We start from the raw sequence: 20,532 nt of genomic DNA on the forward strand, positions 1-20,532 counted from the left end.
CGCAGCGCATCAACCCGCTGTCGCCGGTGGACCTGGTGATCGACCACTCGGTGATGGTCGACAAGTTCGGTACCACCAGCGCCTTTGAGCAGAACGTTGACATCGAAATGCAGCGCAACGGCGAACGCTACGCCTTCCTGCGCTGGGGCCAGAGCGCCTTTGACAACTTCAGCGTCGTGCCACCTGGCACCGGCATCTGTCACCAGGTGAACCTGGAATACCTGGGCCGCACCGTGTGGACCAAGGACGAAGACGGCCGCACGTACGCCTTCCCCGACACCCTGGTCGGCACCGACTCCCATACCACCATGATCAACGGCCTCGGCGTACTCGGCTGGGGCGTGGGTGGGATCGAAGCCGAAGCGGCCATGCTCGGCCAGCCGGTGTCGATGCTGATTCCGGAGGTCATCGGCTTCAAGCTCACCGGCAAGCTCAAGGAAGGCATCACCGCCACCGACCTGGTGCTCACCGTTACACAAATGCTGCGCAAGAAAGGCGTAGTGGGCAAGTTCGTTGAGTTCTACGGCGACGGCCTGGCCGACCTGCCCCTGGCCGACCGCGCCACCATCGCCAACATGGCGCCGGAGTACGGCGCTACCTGTGGCTTTTTCCCAGTGGATGAGGTGACGCTGGACTACCTGCGCCTGTCCGGCCGCCCGGCTGAGACGGTCAAACTGGTGGAGGCCTACACCAAGGCCCAGGGCCTGTGGCGCAACGCCGGCCAGGAACCGGTGTTCACCGATACCCTGGCCCTGGACATGGGCAGCGTCGAAGCCAGCCTCGCCGGGCCCAAGCGCCCCCAAGACCGGGTATCCCTGCCGAATGTCGGCCAAGCGTTCAGCGACTTCCTCGACCTGCAATTCAAACCCACCAGCAAGGAAGAAGGCCGCCTGGAAAGTGAAGGCGGTGGCGGCGTGGCCGTGGGCAACGCCGATCTGGTCGGCGAGGCTGATTATGAATACGAAGGCAACACCTATCGCCTGAAAAACGGCGCGGTGGTGATCGCCGCCATCACCTCCTGCACCAACACCTCCAACCCCAGCGTAATGATGGCGGCCGGGTGGGTGGCGAAAAAGGCCGTGGAAAAGGGCCTGACCCGCAAACCTTGGGTCAAGACCTCACTGGCCCCAGGCTCCAAGGTGGTCACCGACTATTACAAGGCCGCGGGCCTCACCCAGTACCTCGACAAGCTCGGTTTTGACCTGGTGGGCTACGGCTGCACCACCTGTATCGGTAACTCCGGGCCGTTGCCCGAGCCTATCGAAAAAGCCATCCAGAAGGCCGACCTCGCCGTGGCCTCGGTGCTGTCCGGTAACCGCAACTTCGAAGGCCGCGTGCACCCGCTGGTGAAAACCAACTGGCTGGCTTCGCCGCCCCTGGTAGTCGCCTATGCGTTGGCCGGCACCGTGCGCATCGACATCAGCAGCGAACCGCTGGGTAACGATCAGAGCGGAAACCCGGTGTACCTGAAGGACATATGGCCCAGCAGCCAGGAAATCGCCGAGGCGGTGGCCCAGGTCAGCACCAGCATGTTCCACAAGGAATACGCCGAGGTGTTCGCCGGTGACGAGCAATGGCAGGCGATTGAAGTGCCGCAGGCAGCGACCTACGTGTGGCAAAAGGACTCCACCTACATCCAGCACCCACCGTTCTTCGATGACATTGCCGGCCCGCTGCCGGTGATCAAGGACGTCAAGGGCGCCAACATCCTGGCCCTGCTCGGTGATTCGGTGACCACCGACCACATCTCCCCTGCCGGCAATATCAAGACCGACAGCCCGGCCGGACGCTACCTGCGCGAGCAAGGGGTGGAACCGCGTGACTTCAACTCCTACGGCTCGCGCCGGGGCAACCATGAAGTGATGATGCGCGGCACCTTTGCCAACATCCGTATCCGCAATGAAATGCTGGGCGGCGAGGAAGGCGGCAACACGTTGTATATCCCCACCGGGGAAAAAATGGCGATCTACGATGCATCCATGAAGTACCAGGCTTCCGGCACGCCGCTGGTGGTGATCGCAGGCCAGGAATACGGCACCGGTTCCAGCCGCGACTGGGCGGCCAAGGGTACCAACCTGCTGGGGGTCAAGGCGGTGATCGCCGAGAGTTTCGAGCGTATCCACCGCTCCAACCTGGTGGGCATGGGCGTATTGCCGTTACAGTTCAAGCTGGACCAGAACCGCAAGACGCTCAAGCTCACCGGCAAGGAGAAGATCGACATCCTCGGGCTGACCGATGCCGAGGTCGAACCGCGCATGAACCTGACGTTGGTGATCACTCGGGAAGATGGCAGCAGCGAGAAGGTTGAGGTGCTGTGCCGGATTGATACCTTGAATGAAGTGGAGTACTTCAAAGCGGGTGGGATCTTGCACTACGTGCTGCGCCAGTTGATCGCGTCATAAGCAACACTGCAAACCAATGTGGGAGGGGGCTTGCTCCCGATGGCGGTGTATCAGCTAGGCATTTGCTGACTGATCCACTGCTATCGGGAGCAAGCCCCCTCCCACATTTGGCTGCATTTCAAGTCAAGAAATCACAATCAGCCGAACAACCACTTCCACAACAGCACCAACACCACCACCGCCAGCACCGGCCGCGCAATGCGGTACGCCTTGGGATGCTTGCGCTTCCACTGCTTGACCTGGCCACTGAACTTGTCGCTGAAGGTCTTGCTCCAGGCATAGGCCTGGTTGATGCCGCCCACGCGTTCGTCGTCGAGGTTCTGCGGCGCAGTAGCACGGCCCAGCTGCTTGCTGACCCAGCGGTTGACGCGGGTCATCACACGGTTGCTCAACGGCCGTTCGATGTCGCAGAACAGGATCACGCGGGTCTGCTCGGTTTCGTTCTTCACCCAGTGCACGTAGGTTTCGTCGAACATCACGTCTTCACCGTCGCGCCAGGCGTAGACCTGGCCGTCGACGAAGATGCGGCAGTCGTCAGAGTTCGGCGTGGACAGCCCCAGGTGATAACGCAACGAACCGGCGAAGGGGTCACGGTGCGGGTTGAGGTGGCTGCCGCCTGGCAACAGCGCGAACATGGCGCCCTTGACGTTGGGGATGCTGCTGACCAGGGCCACGGTTTTGGGGCACAGGGCCTCGGCCGATGGCAGGGGTTTGTCGTACCACTTGAGGTAGAAGCGCTTCCAGCCTTTCTTGAAGAACGAACCGAAACCGGCGTCGTTGTTCTTTTCGGCGGCGCGGATGTAGCCCTCGTCGAACAGGTGCATGGCCTCTTCGCGGATCACTTCCCAGTTGTCCTTGAGCACGTCCAGTTCCGGGAACTTGCTGCGGTCCAGGTACGGCTTGGACGGCACCGCGGAAAACAGGTACATCAAGGCGTTATACGGGGCGAACAGCGCCGAATGGTTGACGAACTGGCGCAGCATCGGCAAACGGGCCTTGCCACGCAGGTGCACATACAGCGTGCTGCCGATAAACAGCAGCAACACCGACAGTTTGGCGGCCAAAGAAAAGGTCATGCAGCAACTCCTGGAAATAAGCGCCTGGCCGGCAAACTTGCGTCAACGGGAAACCAGACGTAACAGCCGGCCATGATAAACACTTGAGCCATTATGCAGAAGGCCCACGCCGACCGGATGACTTACATCAACCTTGTGGGACCGCTTTGAAGATCAGGCCTGGTTTTCCTGGTCGGTAAACACATCGCTGAACAACATGCTCGACAGGTAGCGCTCGCCGGAGTCCGGCAAAATCACCACGATGGTCTTGCCTTGCATTTCCGGCTTCTCGGCCAGGCGTACTGCCACAGCCATGGCGGCACCGCAGGAGATACCGCACAAGATACCCTCTTCCTGCATCAGGCGCAGGGCCATGGCCTTGGACTCTTCGTCGGTCGCCAACTCCACGCGGTCGACCATCGACAGATCAAGGTTTTTTGGCACAAACCCGGCGCCGATACCCTGGATCTTGTGGGGGCTGGGCTTGATTTCTTCCCCCGCCAAGGCCTGGGTGATCACCGGGGAAACCATGGGTTCCACGGCCACCGACAGGATCGGCTTGCCCGCAGTGTTCTTGATATAGCGTGACACCCCGGTGATGGTGCCGCCGGTCCCCACGCCCGCCACCAGCACATCCACGGCGCCGTCGGTGTCGTTCCAGATTTCCGGGCCGGTGGTTTTCTCATGGATCGCAGGGTTGGCCGGGTTTTCGAACTGGGCCGGCATAAAGTAGGTGCTCGGGTCGCCGGCGAGGATTTCACCGGCCTTTTCGATGGCGCCCTTCATGCCCTTGGCCGGCTCGGTCAGCACCAGCTCGGCGCCCAGGGCCTTGAGCACTTTGCGGCGCTCAAGGCTCATGGACGCCGGCATGGTCAGCAGCAATTTATAGCCACGGGCCGCCGCGACAAACGCCAGGCCGATACCGGTATTGCCGGAAGTCGGCTCGACAATGGTCATGCCTGGCTTGAGCTTGCCGCTGCTTTCGGCATCCCAGATCATGCTTGCGCCAATGCGGCACTTCACTGAATAACTCAGGTTACGCCCTTCGATCTTGGCCAGAATCGTCACGCCACGCGGTGCGATGCGGTTGATCTGAACCAGGGGCGTGTTACCGATGGAATGCGCGTTGTCTGCAAAGATACGGCTCATGAGGGATCCTGTTGGCGACTTTGAAGAAGGCCCCAAGGGTATGCCTCGTTCTCCAGGGCGTCCAGACGGGGGAACGTTGCGTTCATCAGAACAGTCAATCTCCTACAAGCAAGGAGAACTGCCCCATGAAACGTCGTTACAGTTGGCCGTTAGGGACAATCGCCGCTCTGGTGCTGGTCCTGATTGCCTTGAATATCGCGCTGCCCTACCTGGTGCGCAATTACCTGAACGAGAAACTCGCCAACATGGGCGATTACCGCGGCGAAATCGCCGATGTGGACCTGGCCCTGTGGCGCGGCGCCTACCGGATCAACGGCTTGCAAATCGTCAAGGTGGACGGCAAGGTCCCGGTGCCGTTCGTGAAGGCGCCGCTGATCGAGTTCGCCGTGAGTTGGCATTCACTCTGGTACGACCACGCCGTCGTGGCCGAGGGGCATTTTGTGCGTCCGCAGATCAACTTCGTCGATGGCGGCGCCAACAAGCAGGCGTCCCAGACGGGTAAAGGCACCGACTGGCAGGAACAACTGCGCAAGTTGCTGCCGATCACCCTCAATGAAGTGCGCATCGAAGACGGCGAGATTGCCTTCCATAACTTCAGCTCCAAGCCCCGGGTCAATATCAACGCCACTGGGGTCAACGCCAGCTTCTACAACCTGACCAATGTGGTGGATGTCAAAGGCAAGCGCGACGCCCGCTTCGAAGGCAAGGCACTGCTGCAAGGCCAGGCGCCGCTGGAGGCCAATGCCACCTTTGATCCGCTGAGCGATTTCGAAGAATTCGAGTTCCGCTTCCGCGCCCGCGACCTGCAACTCAAGCGCATGAACGACTTTGCATCGGCCTATGGCAAGTTCGACTTCAAGGCCGGCACGGGCGACGTGGTGATCGAAGCCCAGGCTGAAAATGGCCGACTCACCGGCTACATCAAGCCGCTGCTGCGTGACGTAGAGGTGTTTGACTGGCAACAAGATGTTGAAAACAAGGACAAGAATATCTTCCGCTCAATCTGGGAGGCCGTGGTCGGAGCCAGCGAGACGGTGCTGAAAAACCAGCGCAAAAACCAGTTCGCCACCCGTGTGGAGCTCAGCGGTAGCGTGCACCAGCAGAATGTCAGTGCGTTTTCTGCGGTGATCGCAATTCTGCGCAATGGGTTTATCCAGGCGTTCAATGCCCGGTATGAACAACCCAAGCCATCGGCGGATTGAGCCTGACCCGCCATTCAGAGACTGAATGCCCCGTCTGCGTTCACAGTCGCCGGGGCTGCGGGGTATAGTCGGGGCATTGATGAATCCGAGGAATGACCGATGAAGTTCGAAGGCACCCAGGCCTATGTGGCTACCGATGACCTGAAACTGGCCGTCAACGCCGCCATCACCCTGGAGCGGCCGTTGCTGGTCAAGGGCGAACCTGGCACTGGCAAGACCATGCTTGCCGAGCAACTGGCCGAGTCCTTCGGCGCCAAGTTGATCACCTGGCACATCAAGTCCACCACCAAGGCGCATCAGGGCCTCTACGAGTACGACGCAGTGAGCCGCCTGCGCGATTCGCAACTGGGCGTGGACAAGGTTCACGACGTGCGCAATTACCTGAAAAAGGGCAAGCTCTGGGAAGCCTTCGAGTCCGAGGAGCGGGTGATCCTGCTGATCGACGAAATCGACAAGGCCGACATCGAGTTCCCCAACGACCTGTTGCAGGAACTCGACAAAATGGAGTTCTACGTCTACGAAATCGACGAGACCATCAAGGCCAAGAAGCGCCCGATCATCATCATTACCTCCAACAACGAAAAAGAGCTGCCGGATGCATTCCTGCGCCGCTGCTTCTTCCACTATATCGCCTTCCCTGACCGCCCTACCCTGCAGAAGATCGTGGATGTGCACTACCCGGACATCAAGAAGGACCTGGTCAGCGAAGCGCTCGATGTGTTCTTCGATGTACGCAAGGTGCCGGGCCTGAAGAAAAAACCGTCCACCTCCGAACTGGTGGACTGGCTCAAGCTGCTGATGGCCGACAATATCGGCGAAGCGGTGCTGCGCGAACGCGATCCTACCAAAGCCATCCCGCCGCTGGCCGGCGCCCTGGTCAAGAACGAGCAAGACGTACAACTGCTGGAACGTCTGGCCTTCATGAGCCGTCGCGGTAATCGATAATGTTGCTCAATCTGTTCAATGAAATGCGTGCAGCCAAGGTGCCGGTGTCGGTGCGCGAGCTGCTGGACCTGATCAACGCGCTGAAACAGCGCGTGACCTTCGCTGACATGGACGAGTTCTACTACTTGGCCCGAGCGATACTGGTCAAGGACGAGCGGCATTTCGACAAGTTCGACCGTGCCTTCGGTGCCTATTTCAATGGCCTGGAAAAACTCGATGACCATTTGCAGGCGCTGATCCCCGAAGAGTGGCTGCGCAAGGAATTCGAACGTTCCCTGAGCGAAGAAGAACGCGCGCAGATCCAGTCCCTCGGCGGCCTCGACAAGCTGATCGAGGAATTCAAGAAGCGCCTGGAAGAACAGAAAGAACGCCATGCCGGCGGCAACAAATGGATCGGCACCGGCGGCACCAGCCCGTTCGGTTCCGGTGGCTACAACCCCGAAGGCATTCGTGTCGGTGACGCCGGCAAGCGCCAGGGCAAGGCGGTGAAAGTCTGGGATCAGCGCGAGTACAAAAACCTCGACGATCAGGTGGAACTGGGCACGCGCAACATCAAGATCGCCCTGCGCCGCCTGCGCAAGTTTGCACGTCAGGGTGCGGCCGAAGAGCTGGATATCGACGGCACCATCGACCACACCGCACGCGATGCCGGGCTGCTGAATATCCAGATGCGCCCCGAGCGGCGCAACACCATCAAGCTGTTGTTGCTGTTCGACATTGGTGGTTCGATGGATGCCCACGTGAAAATCTGCGAAGAGCTGTTCTCGGCGTGCAAGACCGAGTTCAAGCACCTGGAGTACTTCTACTTCCATAACTTTGTTTACGAGTCAGTGTGGAAGAACAACCAGCGTCGCACTTCGGAGCGCACGTCCACCCAGGACCTGCTGCACAAGTACGGCGCCGACTACAAAGTGATCTTCATCGGCGATGCGGCCATGGCGCCCTATGAAATCACCCAGGCCGGCGGCAGCGTCGAGCACTGGAACGAGGAGCCGGGGTATGTGTGGATGCAGCGCTTCATGGCCAAGTACAAGAAGCTGATATGGATTAACCCCTACCCGAAAGATACCTGGGGCTATACGGCCTCGACGGGGATTGTGCGGGAGCTGGTGGAGGACCAGATGTACCCGCTGACGTTGCGCGGGTTGGAAGAAGGTATGCGTTTTCTCTCGAAATAGGCGGTGTTTTGACCGGCCTCATCGCAGGCAAGCCAGCTCCCACATGTTGACTGCATTTCAAGGTTGGAATGCATTCCTCTGTGGGAGCTGGCTTGCCTGCGATGCTTTTAGCGATCGGCAAACCGCTGCAAAAACTTGGTGTGCTGCCGATGCGCCGCCTCCTGCACCACCGGTGCCAACCGCACCTTCTCCCCCGGCAAACACTGCGCCAGCCGCGCCAAGGATAGAGGCGTCAACGCGCCCAACCGCGGATAACCGCCGATCGTCTGCCGGTCATTGAGCAACACAATCGGCTGCCCATCCGGGGGCACCTGGATCGCGCCCAACGGAATCCCTTCGGAAATCAACGACGGCCCCTGGTACTGCAACGGCGTGCCGAGCAAGCGCATACCCATGCGGTCGGCGCGGCTGTCCAGCGCCCATTCGGTGTTGAAGGCGTCGAATAAACTCTGCCCGCTGAACTGGCCGATCTGCGCGCCGATAATCACGTCCAGTGAGGCACCCGATTGCAACTCCGGCTTGGCCAGCACCTTCATTGCACCGCCCGTACCGGAATAAGCCAACCGCCCGCCTTCAGCCAATGCCTTGCCGAAACCGTCCACCCCGCCCAACGCTTCGCGCACGACCGTGGCACAACTGCCAAGTACAGCCGGGGCATCGAACCCACCGGGCGTCGCCAGATAAGCGCGTGCCCCATTGAACGGCTGGGTAAAGCGCAGTCGCTGGCCCTTTTGCAGGATAAAACTGCGACCGGGGCTAATGGCGCGCTCATCGATATAGGCGCCCAGGTCTGCACCGGCCAGTGCCAGCAGGCAATAATCCTCGGCCTGCACGGTGAAACCACCCAGGGTGATCTCCACCACCGGCGCATCCAGGGCATTGCCCAAGAGCCAGTTAGCCCAGGACATCGACACCCAGTCCAGTGCGCCGCCCTGGGTTACACCCAGGTGGCGCACGCCAAAACGCCCGGCGTCCTGCAACAGGCACAGCGGCGTGCTGGCCTCGATCATCAAGCGGCTCATGCCTGCGCCTCCAACGGCGTGTCATCGCCACCCAGGCTGACGAATTCGGTGTGGCTGACCGGGGCGAAGCGCACCGTGTCGCCGGGCTGCATCAGGCTGTAGCCGTCGCGCTCACGGTCGAAGAGTTTGGCCGGGGTGCGGCCGATCAGGTTCCAGCCGCCCGGGGACACCACCGGGTACGCAGCAGTTTGCCGTTCGGCGATGCCGACGCTGCCAGCGGCCACGCGTTTGCGCGGCGTGTTGAGGCGCGGTGTGGCGAGGCTTTCATCCACCAGGCCCATAAAGGCAAAACCCGGCGCGAAACCAAGGGCGAACACCTGGTATTCATGGGCGCTGTGGCGGCGGATCACGTCCTCTACCGTCAGCCCGCTGCGCTGGGACAACAGGGTCAACTCCGGGCCGACGCTCAGGTCGTACCACACCGGCAGCACGTGGCACTGGCCGCTACCCTGGGCCTGGGGTTGCAGGTCCGTGAGCGCAAGGTCGATCAGCTCCCGAGCCTGTGTCGGGGTCAGCTCCCTGAGGTCGTAATGCACCATCAAGGTGGTGTAGGACGGCACCAGATCCACCAGCGCCGTGCCGAACTCTGCGCGCAAACGCTGCGTGGCAGCGAGCATCCACGGCATGTTGGCCTCGGCAATCACCTCAAACAGACGCACCATCAGGCAGTCGATGGCCACCACTTCAATGCGTGGCTTCATGCTGTATGCAACGCTTGGCGGATACGCTGCACCGCGGCCACCGAGCTGGCGTTGTCGCCATGCACGCACAAGGTATCGGCCTGCAAGGCCAACGGGCTGCCGTCGCTGGCGACCAATGCCGCGCCACGGGAAATGGTCAGGGCCTGCTGCACGATAGTGTCGCTGTCGTGGTGCACCGCGCCGGGCAACTGGCGGGAAACCAGATGGCCCTTGCTGTCGTAGGCGCGATCGGCAAAGGCTTCGAACCACAGGGTCACACCGTATTCGTCACCCACAGCTTGGGCGGCGCTGTTGTCACGGGTAGCCAGCAGCATCAGCGGCAGGTCGCCGTAGGCGGCCACGGCCTGGATCACCGCACGCAACTGCGCGGGGTTGGCCATCATGTCGTTGTACATCGCACCGTGGGGTTTCACGTAGCTGACGCGTCCGCCCTGAACCCGGCAGATGCCGTCCAGCGCACCGATCTGGTAATGCAACAGATCCTGGATTTCCTGCGGCGTGTAGTTCATTGACCGTCGGCCAAAGCCTTGCAGGTCTTGATAGGCCGGGTGAGCGCCCACTTGCACGCCATGCTTGAACGCCAGGCTGACGGTCTTGCGCATGATGCTCGGGTCGCCAGCATGGAAACCGCAGGCCACGTTGGCGCAATCAATGAACGGCATGACTTCGGCGTCCAGACCCATGGTCCAGTTGCCAAAGCTTTCGCCAATGTCGCAGTTCAGTAGCAGGCGGCTCACGGTGGTCGCTCCTGTAGGTTTTGTTTTTTTGTAGTGTGGGATTTATTACACAGAACTCGCAACTTGTCCTGGCACCCCAACGACGCTTATCGTGGAACGGCTCGATTTTTGGCGCTTGCCCGGTGCGACGTCCAACTAATAAAAACCGATCCATGCATAAGAAAAAGTTGATCCCATGAATTTGAAGTTCCTCGAAACCTTCGTCTGGGTGGCCAAGCTCAAGAGCTTTCGCCTGACTGCCGAGAAGCTGTTCACCACCCAGGCCTCTATTTCCAGCCGCATCGCCGTGCTCGAAAGCGAGCTGGGGGTGAAGCTGTTCCTGCGTGACTCCCGGGGCGTGAGCCTGACCCCGGAAGGCTTGAAGGTGCTCGATTATGCCGAGCAAATGATGGTGACCATGCAGGGTTTGAAACAGTCCCTGGAGACCACCAGCAGCAAGGTCGGACGCATTCGGATCGGCGCGATGGACACGGTGATCCACACCTGGCTCAGCCCGCTGGTGGCAGAACTGATGAAGCTGTTCCCGCTGGTGGAAATCGAGCTGGTCGCCGATACCGCGCTGAACCTCAGCGATCAGTTGCAAAAAGGTTTTCTCGACCTGATCCTGCAAACTGACCTGCTGCGCCTGGAAACCGTGCGCAGCCTGGAACTGGCCAGCCATCCCATGGCCTGGATCGTCGCCAGCCACTCGATTTACAACCGTGACTACGCCTCCCTCGCCGAACTGGCTCAGGAGCGCATCATCACCTACTCGAAAAACTCCCACCCGCATCAGGACGTGCTGAGTCTGATGCAGGCCAACGGCGTGGCCGCGCCCAGAATGAACTGTGTGAACTCGGTGTCGGCGATTACGCGATTATTGCGTGACGGCTTCGGCATCGGTGCCCTGCCGCCGGTGCTGGTCAGTGAAGAGCTGGCGCGGGGGGAATTAGTGATGCTGCCGATGGCACAGCGCCTGCCGAACTTGCAGGTGGTGGTGTCATGGCGTGTGGGGGTGGAGTTGGTGGAGGAGATTGTGGGGTTGTGCCAGAAGGTGGTGGCAAGGTATGCCGAGGAAGTCGGTGCAGAACGCATGCAACTGCATAAACCCGATTAAAACTGTGGGAGCTGGCTTGCCTGCGATAGCGGTGGGCCATCGTGCACATCTGTGACTGGACCACCGCTATCGCAGGCAAGCCAGCTCCCACATTGGACCGAGTCGGCCCTGACTTATAGGCCCTTCAAGTCCCGCTCTTCGATCGGCCGGCTCTGGCGCAAGCGCCGGCCACCCAGCACTACCCAGTCGATCAGGCGATACAGGCACTCGATGCCGAACGACAACAGCATCGCCCCGCCCAAGCCCCAGCCCATGGCTTCGGGCGTCAGCAGAATCTGGTAGCTGTAGCCATTCCAGGTTTCCAGGCGGATATCCGGGTCGGCGGCTACGGCCACTTGCAGGGCGCGGATGTACCACGGGCCTTGCATGGCCTGGAATTGCTTGTCCAACTCAAGCTGGCGATCAAGCATCGCGCCCAGGCTGCTGGCGTCGCTCTGGAAAACCGGGTCATCGCTGGCGCGGTAATGCGCCACCAGCGCTTGCATGTCCCCGTTGAAGAACTGCTGCGCGGTCGACTCAAAGCCGCGCAAGCCAGTCTGCGCCTCGATCAGGTGGGCTTCGACGCGCTTGGCGTAATCGTTGATAAACCCCGGCACTTGCACGCCGACCAACAAGCCAATGGCAAACAGCACCAACCGCAGATAGCTGAGCAACATGGTCGATTCCTTATTCGGTAACGCCCTGGCTGACGCATTCACCGCGTCGCCACAGGCTCCATTGGCCCGGTTCATAGCGGGTCCAGTTTTCGTTGTCGGTCAAAGGCTCGGTGGCGATGACGGTTACCACGTCATTGGGCGTCGTTTCGGCCTGAAAATCGACGATCACGTCGACATCTTTCAAGCGTGCGGGGCCAAACGGCGCGCGCCGGGTAATCTGCGCCAGTTTGGTCGAGCAGTAGCAAAACAGCCAGTCGCCGTCGCTGAGCAAGCAGTTGAACACGCCCTTGCTGCGGTATTCGGCGCAGGCGGCGATCAGGTCCGGCAGCACTTGCTCGATGCCCACAGGCTCAGGGAAGGCTTCGCGCACGCGGTTGAGCAGGTCACAGAAGGCCGCTTCGCTGTCGGTATCGCCGACCGGGCGGTAAAACGTGGCGCGCGGGTGGAAGTCGGCCAACTGGCCGTTATGGGCAAAACACCAGTTGCGGCCCCACAGCTCACGCACGAACGGATGGGTATTGGCCAGGCTGACCTTGCCCACATTGGCCTGGCGGATATGGCCGATCACCACTTCGCTCTTGATCGGATAGCGCTGCACCAACAGCGCCACTTCAGACTCACTGCTCGCGGCCGGGTCCTGGAACAGGCGCAGGCCACGGCCTTCATAGAAGGCGATGCCCCAACCGTCGCGGTGCGGGCCGGTACGCCCACCGCGCTGCATCAGCCCGGTAAAGCTGAACACGATATCGGTGGGGACGTTGGCACTCATGCCCAATAATTCACACATGCCAGGGCTCTCGCTGCAGGGGCAGTCTACGTTTAAAGGCGCGGCTCGACCCGCATACCACCAGCAGGCGCCGGGCGACGGAACGGTTCGTCGTCTTCCGGCTCGGCGGCCAAGGCGGCATCTGCAGCAGCCTTGCGCTCACGGCGAGCGCTGGCGGCGCGTTCGATGGGCCAGCGGATCAGCACAAACACGATGTACAGGGCAAACACGATCATCGTGTACATGAACAGATCGGAGATCGCCCGCCAGGCGTTGTTGCCGACCTTGAGCACCAGGTCCAGGGCAGTAATGGCCACGGCCGGCGCAAACTGGGTCTTGACCGGGTCGACGATGGTCGGGCTCAGTAACAGCACCGCCATCAGCAATTGCAGCGGCTCGCGCAGCCAGCGCCAGACCCAGCGGGTCATGCGCCACCACACTAACAGGCAGCCCAAAGCGGCGAAGGCGTAGAGGCCCCAAGCGGTCAGATAGTCGTTCTCGGTCATGGTGTCCATGGCAAGGCTGGCAAAGAGGCGGCTATGATAACGGCTTTTGCGTGTCGCGGCTGCAATGCCGGCCACCGTCCGCCAGATAGGGAATTATCCATGCCTATTTCCACCGCTCCGATTGCCCGCAAGGCCCCAGGCGCAGACCCCTACGCCTGGCTGCAGGAGCGCGACACCCCTGAAGTGCTCGATTACCTCAAGGCGGAAAACGCCTGGCAGGAAGCCCAACTCGCCGACCAGCAGGCTTTGCGCGAAACGCTGTTCGAAGAGATCAAGGGCCGCATCCTCGAAACCGATCTGTCCCTGCCCTCCCCCTGGGGCCCGTACCTGTACTACACCCGCACCACCGCCGGTGACGAATACGCACGCCACTATCGCTGCCGCCGCCCGGCCGATGACAGCAACCAGGTGGACGAGAGCAGCGAAGAACTGCTGCTGGACCCGAACGTCTTGGCCAATGGCGGCTTTTTCTCCCTCGGCGCGTTCAGCATCAGCCCCGACCACCAGCGCCTGGCCTACAGCCTCGACACCAGCGGTGAAGAGATCTACACCCTGTACGTGAAGGAATTGGCCACCGACAAGGTCAGCGAACTGGCGTTCGACAACTGCGACGGCAGCATGACCTGGGCCAATGACAGCTTGACGCTGTTCTTCGGCGAACTCGACGACACCCATCGCCCGCACAAGCTGTATCGCTACCGTCTGGACGGTACGGCGGCGCAGGAAGTGTTCCACGAGCCCGATGGCCGTTTCTTCTTGCACTGCTACCGTTCCAGCTCCGAGCGCCAACTGCTGCTGGCTCTGGGCAGCAAGACCACCAGTGAGATCTGGGCACTGGATGCCGATCAGCCGCACCTGGCCTTCACCTGCCTGGCGCCGCGCGTCGAGGACCACGAATACGATGTCGACCACGGCAAGCTTAACGGCGAGTGGACCTGGTTTATTCGCAGCAACCGCGACGGCATCAACTACGCGCTCTACCTCGCCGCCGATACCGGCACGCCGCCTACCGAGGCCGACTGGCAGAACCTGATCCCTCACAGCGACGAAGTCATGCTCGACGGCGTGAGCCTGAACGCCAGCGCCATGACATTGAGCCTGCGCATCGGCGGCCTGCCGGTCATCGAGGTGCACCCCGAGGGTGTACCGGCTTATCGCGTGGAATTACCCGACGCCGCCTACAGCCTCTACGTACAAAACAGCCTGGAATTTCCAAGCGACAACATCCGCCTACGCTATGAGGCCCTGAACCGTCCCGCCCAGGTGCGTCAGCTAGAGCTGGCAAGCGGCGCGCAGGTGGTGCTCAAGGAAACCCCGGTACTCGGCACATTCAACGCCGACGACTACGTCAGCCAGCGCCTGTGGGCCACCTCTGCCGACGGCACCCAAGTGCCCATCAGCCTGGTGGTCAAGCGTGATCAACTGGGTAAACCCACCCCGCTGTATCTGTACGGCTACGGTGCCTACGGCTCAAGCCTGGACCCATGGTTCTCCCACGCACGCCTGAGCTTGCTGGACCGAGGGGTCGCGTTTGCCATCGCCCATGTGCGCGGCGGCGGTGAGCTGGGTGAAGCCTGGTACCGCAACGGCAAGCAGGAACACAAACAGAATACCTTCAGCGATTTTATCGCCTGCGCCGAACACCTGATCACCGAGGGGCTGACCACTTCCAGGCAACTGGCGATCAGTGGCGGCAGTGCCGGCGGCCTGTTGATTGGCGCGGTGCTCAACCAGCGCCCGGAACTGTTCCAGGCGGCGATTGCCGAAGTGCCGTTTGTCGATGTGCTCAACACCATGCTCGATCCGGAGCTACCGCTGACCATCACCGAGTACGACGAATGGGGCAACCCCGAGGAACCCGAAGTGTATGCGCGCATCAAGGCTTACGCGCCATACGAAAACGTCAGCGCCCAGGCGTACCCGGCCATGCTGGTGATTGCCGGCTACAACGACAGCCGCGTGCAGTATTGGGAGGCCGCCAAGTGGGTGGCCAAGCTGCGCGATACCGCCACTTCAGACAACCTGTTGCTGCTCAAGACCGAGCTGGGCGCCGGCCATGGCGGCATGAGCGGGCGCTACCAGGGATTGCGTGACGTAGCGCTCGAATATGCGTTTGTGTTCAAGGCGCTCGGGCTGATCTAAGCACTTGATGGAGCGGTCCTGTCTGAACGCGGGACCGCCTTGACTGTTTTAACCGCCGGGCGTCTTCGGCTTGCTGTCGTTCTGCTGCAAGCCGGGGACAGTCTGGTCCTTGGGCGGCGTGGGCAACACGATGGGCACCAACGGTGGCGTACCGTTCGTCTTGGGCGTGGCGGGCGGGCTGACTTGAGGGTACAACGTCGGGGTCGGCGTACCCGGCGCGCCTGGGGTTGGTGCGGGCGCGACCGGTACGGTTTGCAACTCCTGAGCCTGCGCTGCAGCGGATATGAGCGCGCTCAATACAATGACCGTTAGAATGCTGCACTTCATCGATGGCTCCATGGCCTGACCGGAATGCCTTAAGGCTACTCCCAACTGCGCAAGAATGCCCTTCCCAATGAGATTTCCATGAAACGTTTCGTTCTGCTGGACACTACTCCGATCCCCGACAACGGCGGCGCCTTGTGCCTGTTCGAGTACGGCGAGGACTTCGTCATCAAGATCCAGGGCGGTGACGGCGGCCAGTTGATGAACACGCGCATGCACGGTTCCGAAGACGCCCTGGCGGAGATTCCCTGCCGCAAGGTCGCCGGTCGCCCGAACTCACGCGTGCTGATCGGCGGCTTGGGCATGGGCTTTACCTTGGCCGCAGCACTCAAGCATTTGGGCAAGACTGCCGAAGTGGTGGTGGCCGAACTGGTGCCGGGCGTCGTGGAATGGAACCGTGGGCCACTGGGAGAAAAATCCGGGTGCCCCTTGCAGGACCCGCGCACGGTGATTCGTCTGGAAGATGTGGCCAAGGTGCTACAAGCCGAGCCCCAGGGCTTCGACGCGATCATGCTTGACGTCGACAACGGTCCCGAGGGGCTTACGCAAAAGGCCAACAGCTGGCTGTATTCCGCCGGTGGCCTGGCCGCCTGCGCCAAAGCCCTGCGGCCCAAGGGCGTGCTCGCCGTGTGGTCGGCCAGTGCCGATAAGCTGTTCAGCGACAAACTGCGCAAGGCCGGCTTCAAGGCTGAAGAGGTTCAGGTGTTCGCCCATGGCAATAAAGGCACGCGGCATACCATCTGGATTGCAGAAAAGCTCAAGGGCTGAATCACCATCGGTCAAATGTGGGAGGGGGCTTGCTCCCGATAGTGGTGTGTCAGCTTGCCTATCCTTAACAGACACACTGCTATCGGGAGCAAGCCCCCTCCCACATTTGGTACTGCTTCAGTCTCTGGATTTGCGGTAATCGATCACGTACGGCACTTTCTTGTCGAAGGTCTTTTCCAACTCCTTTTGATCCAGCTGGGTCATACCACCCAACTGCCCGGCAGTGAAACCGCTGTCGCCGACCATTGCCCCCGGCGCCAGGCTGACCATGCGCTTGGCGACAGCCTCGATGGCACCCTTGTAGCCGCCCTTCTTGTTCAGGTTGTACTGGCCCAGATCAATCTGCGTGCGCAGCCAGTTGCCCCAGTAGAACTCGAGAAATTCCGGCGCAATCGCACCCTCGTTTGGCTTGCCGTACGCGGCCTTGCGGGTGAAATACACCAGGCTGCGGAACGTGTCGTCCTGCAGGTTCTTGAAGCCCAGGTGCGCCGGCAGTTGCTCCGCTGGTAACGCCTGGCCCCGGTTGTCCTTGAGCCAGACCTTGCGGGCCGCTTCCATCCGCTGCCAGAACGTGGCGAGGTTGGGGCTGGAACTGAAGTCGTCGGTGACCTTGACCCACATTTTCAAGCGCGGGCCAGCGCCGGGTGTTTCCCACAAGGTAGTGAAACTGTGATGACCATCGGTCAGGTAAAGCTGGCCGCCGGGGCCCACCACCACGGTTTTCATATCCTGCGGGTAGGTGCCGACCGGGTGCTTGCAGGTAAAGCTGTCGGACCTTAGCAGCTCGGCGTTTTTCGGCACCTGGTCAGCCTCGCCCTGGCCGTTGGTTTCGCAGTATTCATCGAAAGCCTTGGCCGGCTTGTCGGCGAACAGCCCGAGGCTGTAGTAGATCTGGTCGAAACCCACCACGGCCTGGGTGGGGTGCAATTGCTCCAGGGCCACCTCGATCACCTGCCCGGGCTGCGGCGTAGAGAACGCCTGGGCCTGAGCGGTAACCACACAGAGCACAAGCCCGATAGTCCATGAATACAGACGCATAAATTTCAAATCCTTATCAGTCAGTGAAGCAATCCCTAGGGGTGATTTTCAGCGTAAGCGGCTAGAATCAACCTTATCCGTGACCCACCAAATAGCCAGGAGCCATGATGAGCTCGACCAACCCGCCCTCCCACACCGCCAAGCTGGACCGCATCCTCGCCGACGCCCAGCGCGACCGCGAAATGGGCTACCGCGACAAAGCCTTGAAGATGTACCCCCACGTGTGCGGTCGCTGCGCCCGTGAATTCGCCGGCAAGCGTTTGAGTGAACTGACCGTACACCACCGCAACCATAATCATGATGACAATCCCCAGGACGGCTCCAACTGGGAATTGCTGTGCCTGTACTGCCACGACAACGAACACTCGCGCTACACCGACCAGCAGTATTTCGGCGAAGGCTCCACCAGCAGCCCGAGCATTGCCAAGGCGACGCACAATCCGTTTGCGGCGCTGGCGGGGTTGATGAAGAAAGACGACTGAAGATCGTCCTTGTCTGTACTGGCCTCATCGCAGGCAAGCCAGCTCCCACATTTGGAATGCATTCCCCTGTGGGAGCCGGGCTTGCCCGCGATGACGATCGCCCAAGCACTGCATACCCCCAGGCCGTATAATCGCCGTTTTTCTCCAAGGCACCCTTCCCCGTGGGCAATAAACGCTACAGCTGCATCGGTCTGTATAACCCAAAATCCCCCGAAAACGTCGGCTCGGTGATGCGTGCCGCCGGTTGCTACGGCGTGGCCTCGGTGTTCTACACCGGCGTGCGCTACGAGCGAGCCCGGGACTTCATCACCGACACCAAGAAGGTCCACCACGACATTCCGCTGATCGGCATCGACGACCTGAAGAAGATCCTGCCCCTGGGCTGCATCCCGGTTGCCGTGGAACTGGTGGAAGGTGCCCGCCCGCTGCCTGAATACACCCACCCCGACCGCGCGCTGTATATCTTCGGCCCCGAGGACGGCTCCCTGGACAAGGAGATCCGCGACTGGTGCGAAGATGTGGTGTACATCCCCACCACGGGCTGCATGAACCTGGCGGCCACCGTCAATGTGGTGCTCTACGACCGCCTGGCCAAGGGCAACAATACCCGTTCGGGCCCCAAGTACTGATTCTGCGGGAACATCCGGCACCTGCGCGCAGTCAGCTAGTAACACTAGCCCTTGTTGGAGACAGATCATGAGCGACAGCAAAATTTTGCAACCTATCATCGAAGCCGCACCGTTGAAGCCTCAGCCTACCCAGAACGTGCATGGCTGGGAGCGCATCGGCTCAGTGGCGGGCGGCGTGATGATGGTCGGCAAAGGCCTGCGCCGCGGCGGGATTTTCGGGCTGATCCAGGTGGCGATTGGCGGCGTGGCACTGGCCCGTGGCTTTACCGGGCACAGTTCGCTCAAAGACAAGCTGGAGCAGGGTCGCCAGGAAATGAACAGCGTGCGCACGAAGATCGAGCGGGCCGGGGAAGAATTGAAGAATTTGAAGACCAAGGCGGAAGTGGCGGCTGAGAAGGCTGTAAAACCCAAAGCCTGACCTAAGTCTTGGACATGCTGGAGATTCAAAATGTGGGAGGGGGCTTGCCCCCTCCCACATTTTGAATTGCACAGGGCTTGGGATCAGCGCAGCAGCTTGCTATCCAGTACCACCGACGATTCGCCGATTACGCTTTCAGCCAACTGAACGAACTCTTTGGTGTTGATGCTGTTCACCCGCATCACCGCCTGCGCCAGATCATCCAGGGAGCGCTTGTTGTGGGTTTTCACGCGGATCTCGCGGTCCAGGTCCTGCAACACCAGTACTGCCCGCGCTACACCAGCGCTGCCGATTTGCTCGCCTCTCAGCGTGGTGACCGCCTTGCTTTCTTTGGCCAGGCGCGCCTGGATCGCCGCATAACGCTCATCGGTGAGGCCCCCCGCACGTCGCACCAGTTCAATCGCGTAATACTCCCCCAGGCCCTCGCTGATCCAGTCACTGCTGTCGTGGTCGTTGAAGCGCCCGATGGCCTGCACCACCTCGCGCAGCAACGGGCTGCCGCCATTTTCGCTGACCAGTGGCGTACGGCTGTTAAGGTAGATCGAATCGTGCGACGCCCAGGCTCCGCGGCGCATCGGGTCACTCGCGCCGACGATCAACAATTTGGCGGGATGGCGTGGGAACGCAGCGTCCACCTGCGGCCAGATGAACGTCAGCAGCGTCAGCACGTCCATGCGGCGCATGCCCTGCCCCTTTGGCGAGGCCACGGTGACCTCGGTTTCACCCAGGCGCAGGCGACGGCTGCCGAGGTTACCGGCGAGCATCCAGCCGGTGGGGCGATCGAACAGGCGGGACACGTTGTCGATGCGGAATTTGTTTTTGCCAATGCGCGGCCAGGCAGTTTCGACGCTCTTCCAGCCCGCGGGCAGTTCGAACATCAGGCGCGAGACCAATTCAATGCCATCTTGCTGGTCCAGGCGCGCAGCCGGCACCAGGTCTTCACCGCGCAATAATGCCCAATTGGGCGTGGCCCGTGTGTCAAAGGTGCCCGGCTTGCGCGCGTGGGTCAGACGCACGCGGTAGGTCAGGCTGGCCTTGTCGGCGCTGGGCTGCCACACACCACGGCTGCCCGTGACTTGCCATTGGCCGTCGGCCTTGAAGTCGCTGTAATCACCACTGCGGCCCAGGTCAAAGTCCAGGCTGCGCACCGCCGAGCCTTGGGACAGGCTGACGCGCACCTCGGCCTGCTCGCTCTGGGGCAGCAGCTTGACGTGATAATCCAGGTCAACCTTCTTAGCGCACCAGCCCGGCCCGCTCAGGGCCAGCAATACCAGGGCCGCTGCCAACTTGGCTGCCACCTTCATACACACTCCTTT

21 protein-coding genes are annotated in these 20,532 nt (G+C 61.2%); 10 read left to right on the plus strand and 11 right to left on the minus strand.

Going from position 1 to position 20,532, the window contains the following annotated elements:
- Window positions 1–2,402 (plus strand): aconitate hydratase AcnA (acnA, locus tag E4O98_RS03785; RefSeq protein WP_248134184.1); only part of this gene is annotated, 2,402 nt, incomplete at its 5' end.
- A 137-nt stretch (window positions 2,403–2,539) separates the two neighbouring features.
- Here the strand turns inward: acnA and E4O98_RS03790 are convergent.
- Together E4O98_RS03790 and cysK are read right to left on the minus strand one after the other, a co-directional pair.
- A complete protein-coding gene (locus tag E4O98_RS03790; protein WP_032877227.1) occupies window positions 2,540–3,478 on the minus strand; it encodes an aspartyl/asparaginyl beta-hydroxylase domain-containing protein in 939 nt (312 codons plus the stop codon).
- A 153-nt stretch (window positions 3,479–3,631) separates the two neighbouring features.
- Window positions 3,632–4,606 carry a cysteine synthase A gene (gene cysK / locus E4O98_RS03795; RefSeq protein ID WP_248134186.1) on the minus strand — a complete coding sequence of 325 codons (975 nt, stop codon included), beginning with the start codon at window positions 4,604–4,606 and terminating at the stop codon, window positions 3,632–3,634.
- Between the two features lie 125 nt (window positions 4,607–4,731).
- On the opposite strand from cysK, the gene E4O98_RS03800 reads away from it, so the two are divergent.
- The 3 genes from E4O98_RS03800 (at window position 4,732) to E4O98_RS03810 (ending at window position 7,931) form a co-directional block, all read left to right on the plus strand.
- The gene (locus E4O98_RS03800) at window positions 4,732–5,808 is read left to right on the plus strand and encodes a DUF748 domain-containing protein (protein WP_043046513.1); all 1,077 of its coding nucleotides are present in this window, start codon (window positions 4,732–4,734) and stop codon (window positions 5,806–5,808) included.
- Window positions 5,809–5,907: 99 nt separating this feature from the next.
- The gene (locus E4O98_RS03805) at window positions 5,908–6,753 is read left to right on the plus strand and encodes a MoxR family ATPase (RefSeq protein ID WP_248134188.1); all 846 of its coding nucleotides are present in this window, start codon (window positions 5,908–5,910) and stop codon (window positions 6,751–6,753) included.
- Entirely contained in the window at window positions 6,753–7,931 is a 1,179-nt protein-coding gene (locus tag E4O98_RS03810) for a VWA domain-containing protein (RefSeq protein WP_078820616.1), read from the plus strand. Before E4O98_RS03805 ends, E4O98_RS03810 begins: the two co-directional genes overlap by 1 nt.
- Window positions 7,932–8,038: 107 nt before the next feature.
- Here E4O98_RS03810 and E4O98_RS03815 read toward each other — a convergent pair whose 3' ends face one another.
- From E4O98_RS03815 to E4O98_RS03825, 3 genes are read right to left on the minus strand one after another with little or no spacing between them, the layout of a single operon-like run.
- Complete coding sequence (locus E4O98_RS03815; protein ID WP_248134190.1) at window positions 8,039–8,953, minus strand: biotin-dependent carboxyltransferase family protein; 915 nt, start codon at window positions 8,951–8,953, stop codon at window positions 8,039–8,041.
- Complete coding sequence (gene pxpB, locus E4O98_RS03820) at window positions 8,950–9,654, minus strand: 5-oxoprolinase subunit PxpB (protein WP_248134192.1); 705 nt, start codon at window positions 9,652–9,654, stop codon at window positions 8,950–8,952. Before pxpB ends, E4O98_RS03815 begins: the two co-directional genes overlap by 4 nt.
- Window positions 9,651–10,391 (minus strand): 5-oxoprolinase subunit PxpA, encoded by a 741-nt coding sequence (locus tag E4O98_RS03825; RefSeq protein ID WP_032877232.1) that lies wholly within the window; start codon window positions 10,389–10,391, stop codon window positions 9,651–9,653. The genes pxpB and E4O98_RS03825 overlap by 4 nt, the downstream gene beginning before the upstream one ends.
- 175 nt (window positions 10,392–10,566) lie before the next feature.
- Between E4O98_RS03825 and E4O98_RS03830 the strand changes: the two genes are divergently transcribed.
- Window positions 10,567–11,487 (plus strand): LysR family transcriptional regulator, encoded by a 921-nt coding sequence (locus E4O98_RS03830; protein ID WP_005786115.1) that lies wholly within the window; start codon window positions 10,567–10,569, stop codon window positions 11,485–11,487.
- Between the two features lie 113 nt (window positions 11,488–11,600).
- Here the strand turns inward: E4O98_RS03830 and E4O98_RS03835 are convergent, their stop codons facing one another.
- Genes E4O98_RS03835 through E4O98_RS03845 form a run of 3 tightly spaced genes read right to left on the minus strand, consistent with a single transcriptional unit; the run spans window position 11,601 to window position 13,490 of the window.
- Window positions 11,601–12,143, minus strand: a complete 543-nt coding sequence (locus E4O98_RS03835; protein WP_005786113.1) for a DUF2937 family protein — start codon at window positions 12,141–12,143, stop codon at window positions 11,601–11,603.
- Window positions 12,144–12,153: 10 nt separating this feature from the next.
- On the minus strand, window positions 12,154–12,930 hold the full coding sequence (locus tag E4O98_RS03840) for a class II glutamine amidotransferase (protein ID WP_248134194.1): 777 nt from the start codon (window positions 12,928–12,930) through the stop codon (window positions 12,154–12,156).
- A 32-nt stretch (window positions 12,931–12,962) separates the two neighbouring features.
- The gene (locus tag E4O98_RS03845; protein ID WP_032877234.1) at window positions 12,963–13,490 is read right to left on the minus strand and encodes an MFS transporter; all 528 of its coding nucleotides are present in this window, start codon (window positions 13,488–13,490) and stop codon (window positions 12,963–12,965) included.
- A gap of 24 nt (window positions 13,491–13,514) precedes the next feature.
- Here E4O98_RS03845 and E4O98_RS03850 point away from each other — a divergent pair, with 24 nt between their 5' ends.
- Window positions 13,515–15,557 (plus strand): S9 family peptidase, encoded by a 2,043-nt coding sequence (locus E4O98_RS03850; protein ID WP_248134196.1) that lies wholly within the window; start codon window positions 13,515–13,517, stop codon window positions 15,555–15,557.
- A 48-nt stretch (window positions 15,558–15,605) separates the two neighbouring features.
- Here the strand turns inward: E4O98_RS03850 and E4O98_RS03855 are convergent, their stop codons facing one another.
- A complete protein-coding gene (locus E4O98_RS03855) occupies window positions 15,606–15,884 on the minus strand; it encodes a hypothetical protein (RefSeq protein ID WP_005786107.1) in 279 nt (92 codons plus the stop codon).
- 78 nt (window positions 15,885–15,962) lie between these two features.
- On the opposite strand from E4O98_RS03855, the gene E4O98_RS03860 reads away from it, so the two are divergent.
- Window positions 15,963–16,649: a hypothetical protein gene (locus E4O98_RS03860; protein WP_032877236.1), complete on the plus strand. Its 687-nt coding sequence runs from the start codon at window positions 15,963–15,965 to the stop codon at window positions 16,647–16,649.
- Between the two features lie 117 nt (window positions 16,650–16,766).
- Here the strand turns inward: E4O98_RS03860 and E4O98_RS03865 are convergent, their stop codons facing one another.
- Window positions 16,767–17,687, minus strand: coding sequence for a ParB/Srx family N-terminal domain-containing protein (locus tag E4O98_RS03865; RefSeq protein WP_248134198.1), 921 nt, complete (start codon window positions 17,685–17,687; stop codon window positions 16,767–16,769).
- A gap of 107 nt (window positions 17,688–17,794) precedes the next feature.
- Between E4O98_RS03865 and E4O98_RS03870 the strand changes: the two genes are divergently transcribed.
- From E4O98_RS03870 to E4O98_RS03880, 3 genes are all read left to right on the plus strand, one after another.
- Window positions 17,795–18,169 carry a YajD family HNH nuclease gene (locus tag E4O98_RS03870; RefSeq protein ID WP_005786102.1) on the plus strand — a complete coding sequence of 125 codons (375 nt, stop codon included), beginning with the start codon at window positions 17,795–17,797 and terminating at the stop codon, window positions 18,167–18,169.
- A 161-nt stretch (window positions 18,170–18,330) separates the two neighbouring features.
- Window positions 18,331–18,798, plus strand: a complete 468-nt coding sequence (locus E4O98_RS03875) for an RNA methyltransferase (protein ID WP_003189607.1) — start codon at window positions 18,331–18,333, stop codon at window positions 18,796–18,798.
- 67 nt (window positions 18,799–18,865) lie between these two features.
- Window positions 18,866–19,216: a DUF2892 domain-containing protein gene (locus E4O98_RS03880; RefSeq protein WP_186561223.1), complete on the plus strand. Its 351-nt coding sequence runs from the start codon at window positions 18,866–18,868 to the stop codon at window positions 19,214–19,216.
- A gap of 83 nt (window positions 19,217–19,299) precedes the next feature.
- Here the strand turns inward: E4O98_RS03880 and E4O98_RS03885 are convergent, their stop codons facing one another.
- On the minus strand, window positions 19,300–20,520 hold the full coding sequence (locus E4O98_RS03885) for a hypothetical protein (RefSeq protein ID WP_248134200.1): 1,221 nt from the start codon (window positions 20,518–20,520) through the stop codon (window positions 19,300–19,302).
- Window positions 20,521–20,532 lie beyond the last annotated feature (12 nt).

The organism is Pseudomonas sp. W2Jun17 (assembly GCF_023127795.1).
GTDB classification, from domain to species: domain Bacteria; phylum Pseudomonadota; class Gammaproteobacteria; order Pseudomonadales; family Pseudomonadaceae; genus Aquipseudomonas; species Aquipseudomonas synxantha_A.

Bases quoted from the DNA above. Each gene is read 5' to 3' on its own strand.
- E4O98_RS03790 (WP_032877227.1), bottom strand. From the start codon at position 3,478: ATGACCTTTTCTTTGGCCGCCAAACTGTCGGTGTTGCTGCTGTTTATC.
- cysK (WP_248134186.1), bottom strand. From the start codon at position 4,606: ATGAGCCGTATCTTTGCAGACAACGCGCATTCCATCGGTAACACGCCC.
- E4O98_RS03800 (WP_043046513.1), top strand. From the start codon at position 4,732: ATGAAACGTCGTTACAGTTGGCCGTTAGGGACAATCGCCGCTCTGGTG.
- E4O98_RS03805 (WP_248134188.1), top strand. From the start codon at position 5,908: ATGAAGTTCGAAGGCACCCAGGCCTATGTGGCTACCGATGACCTGAAA.
- E4O98_RS03810 (WP_078820616.1), top strand. From the start codon at position 6,753: ATGTTGCTCAATCTGTTCAATGAAATGCGTGCAGCCAAGGTGCCGGTG.
- E4O98_RS03815 (WP_248134190.1), bottom strand. From the start codon at position 8,953: ATGAGCCGCTTGATGATCGAGGCCAGCACGCCGCTGTGCCTGTTGCAG.
- pxpB (WP_248134192.1), bottom strand. From the start codon at position 9,654: ATGAAGCCACGCATTGAAGTGGTGGCCATCGACTGCCTGATGGTGCGT.
- E4O98_RS03830 (WP_005786115.1), top strand. From the start codon at position 10,567: ATGAATTTGAAGTTCCTCGAAACCTTCGTCTGGGTGGCCAAGCTCAAG.
- E4O98_RS03835 (WP_005786113.1), bottom strand. From the start codon at position 12,143: ATGTTGCTCAGCTATCTGCGGTTGGTGCTGTTTGCCATTGGCTTGTTG.
- E4O98_RS03840 (WP_248134194.1), bottom strand. From the start codon at position 12,930: ATGTGTGAATTATTGGGCATGAGTGCCAACGTCCCCACCGATATCGTG.
- E4O98_RS03850 (WP_248134196.1), top strand. From the start codon at position 13,515: ATGCCTATTTCCACCGCTCCGATTGCCCGCAAGGCCCCAGGCGCAGAC.
- E4O98_RS03855 (WP_005786107.1), bottom strand. From the start codon at position 15,884: ATGAAGTGCAGCATTCTAACGGTCATTGTATTGAGCGCGCTCATATCC.
- E4O98_RS03860 (WP_032877236.1), top strand. From the start codon at position 15,963: ATGAAACGTTTCGTTCTGCTGGACACTACTCCGATCCCCGACAACGGC.
- E4O98_RS03865 (WP_248134198.1), bottom strand. From the start codon at position 17,687: ATGCGTCTGTATTCATGGACTATCGGGCTTGTGCTCTGTGTGGTTACC.
- E4O98_RS03870 (WP_005786102.1), top strand. From the start codon at position 17,795: ATGAGCTCGACCAACCCGCCCTCCCACACCGCCAAGCTGGACCGCATC.
- E4O98_RS03880 (WP_186561223.1), top strand. From the start codon at position 18,866: ATGAGCGACAGCAAAATTTTGCAACCTATCATCGAAGCCGCACCGTTG.
- E4O98_RS03885 (WP_248134200.1), bottom strand. From the start codon at position 20,520: ATGAAGGTGGCAGCCAAGTTGGCAGCGGCCCTGGTATTGCTGGCCCTG.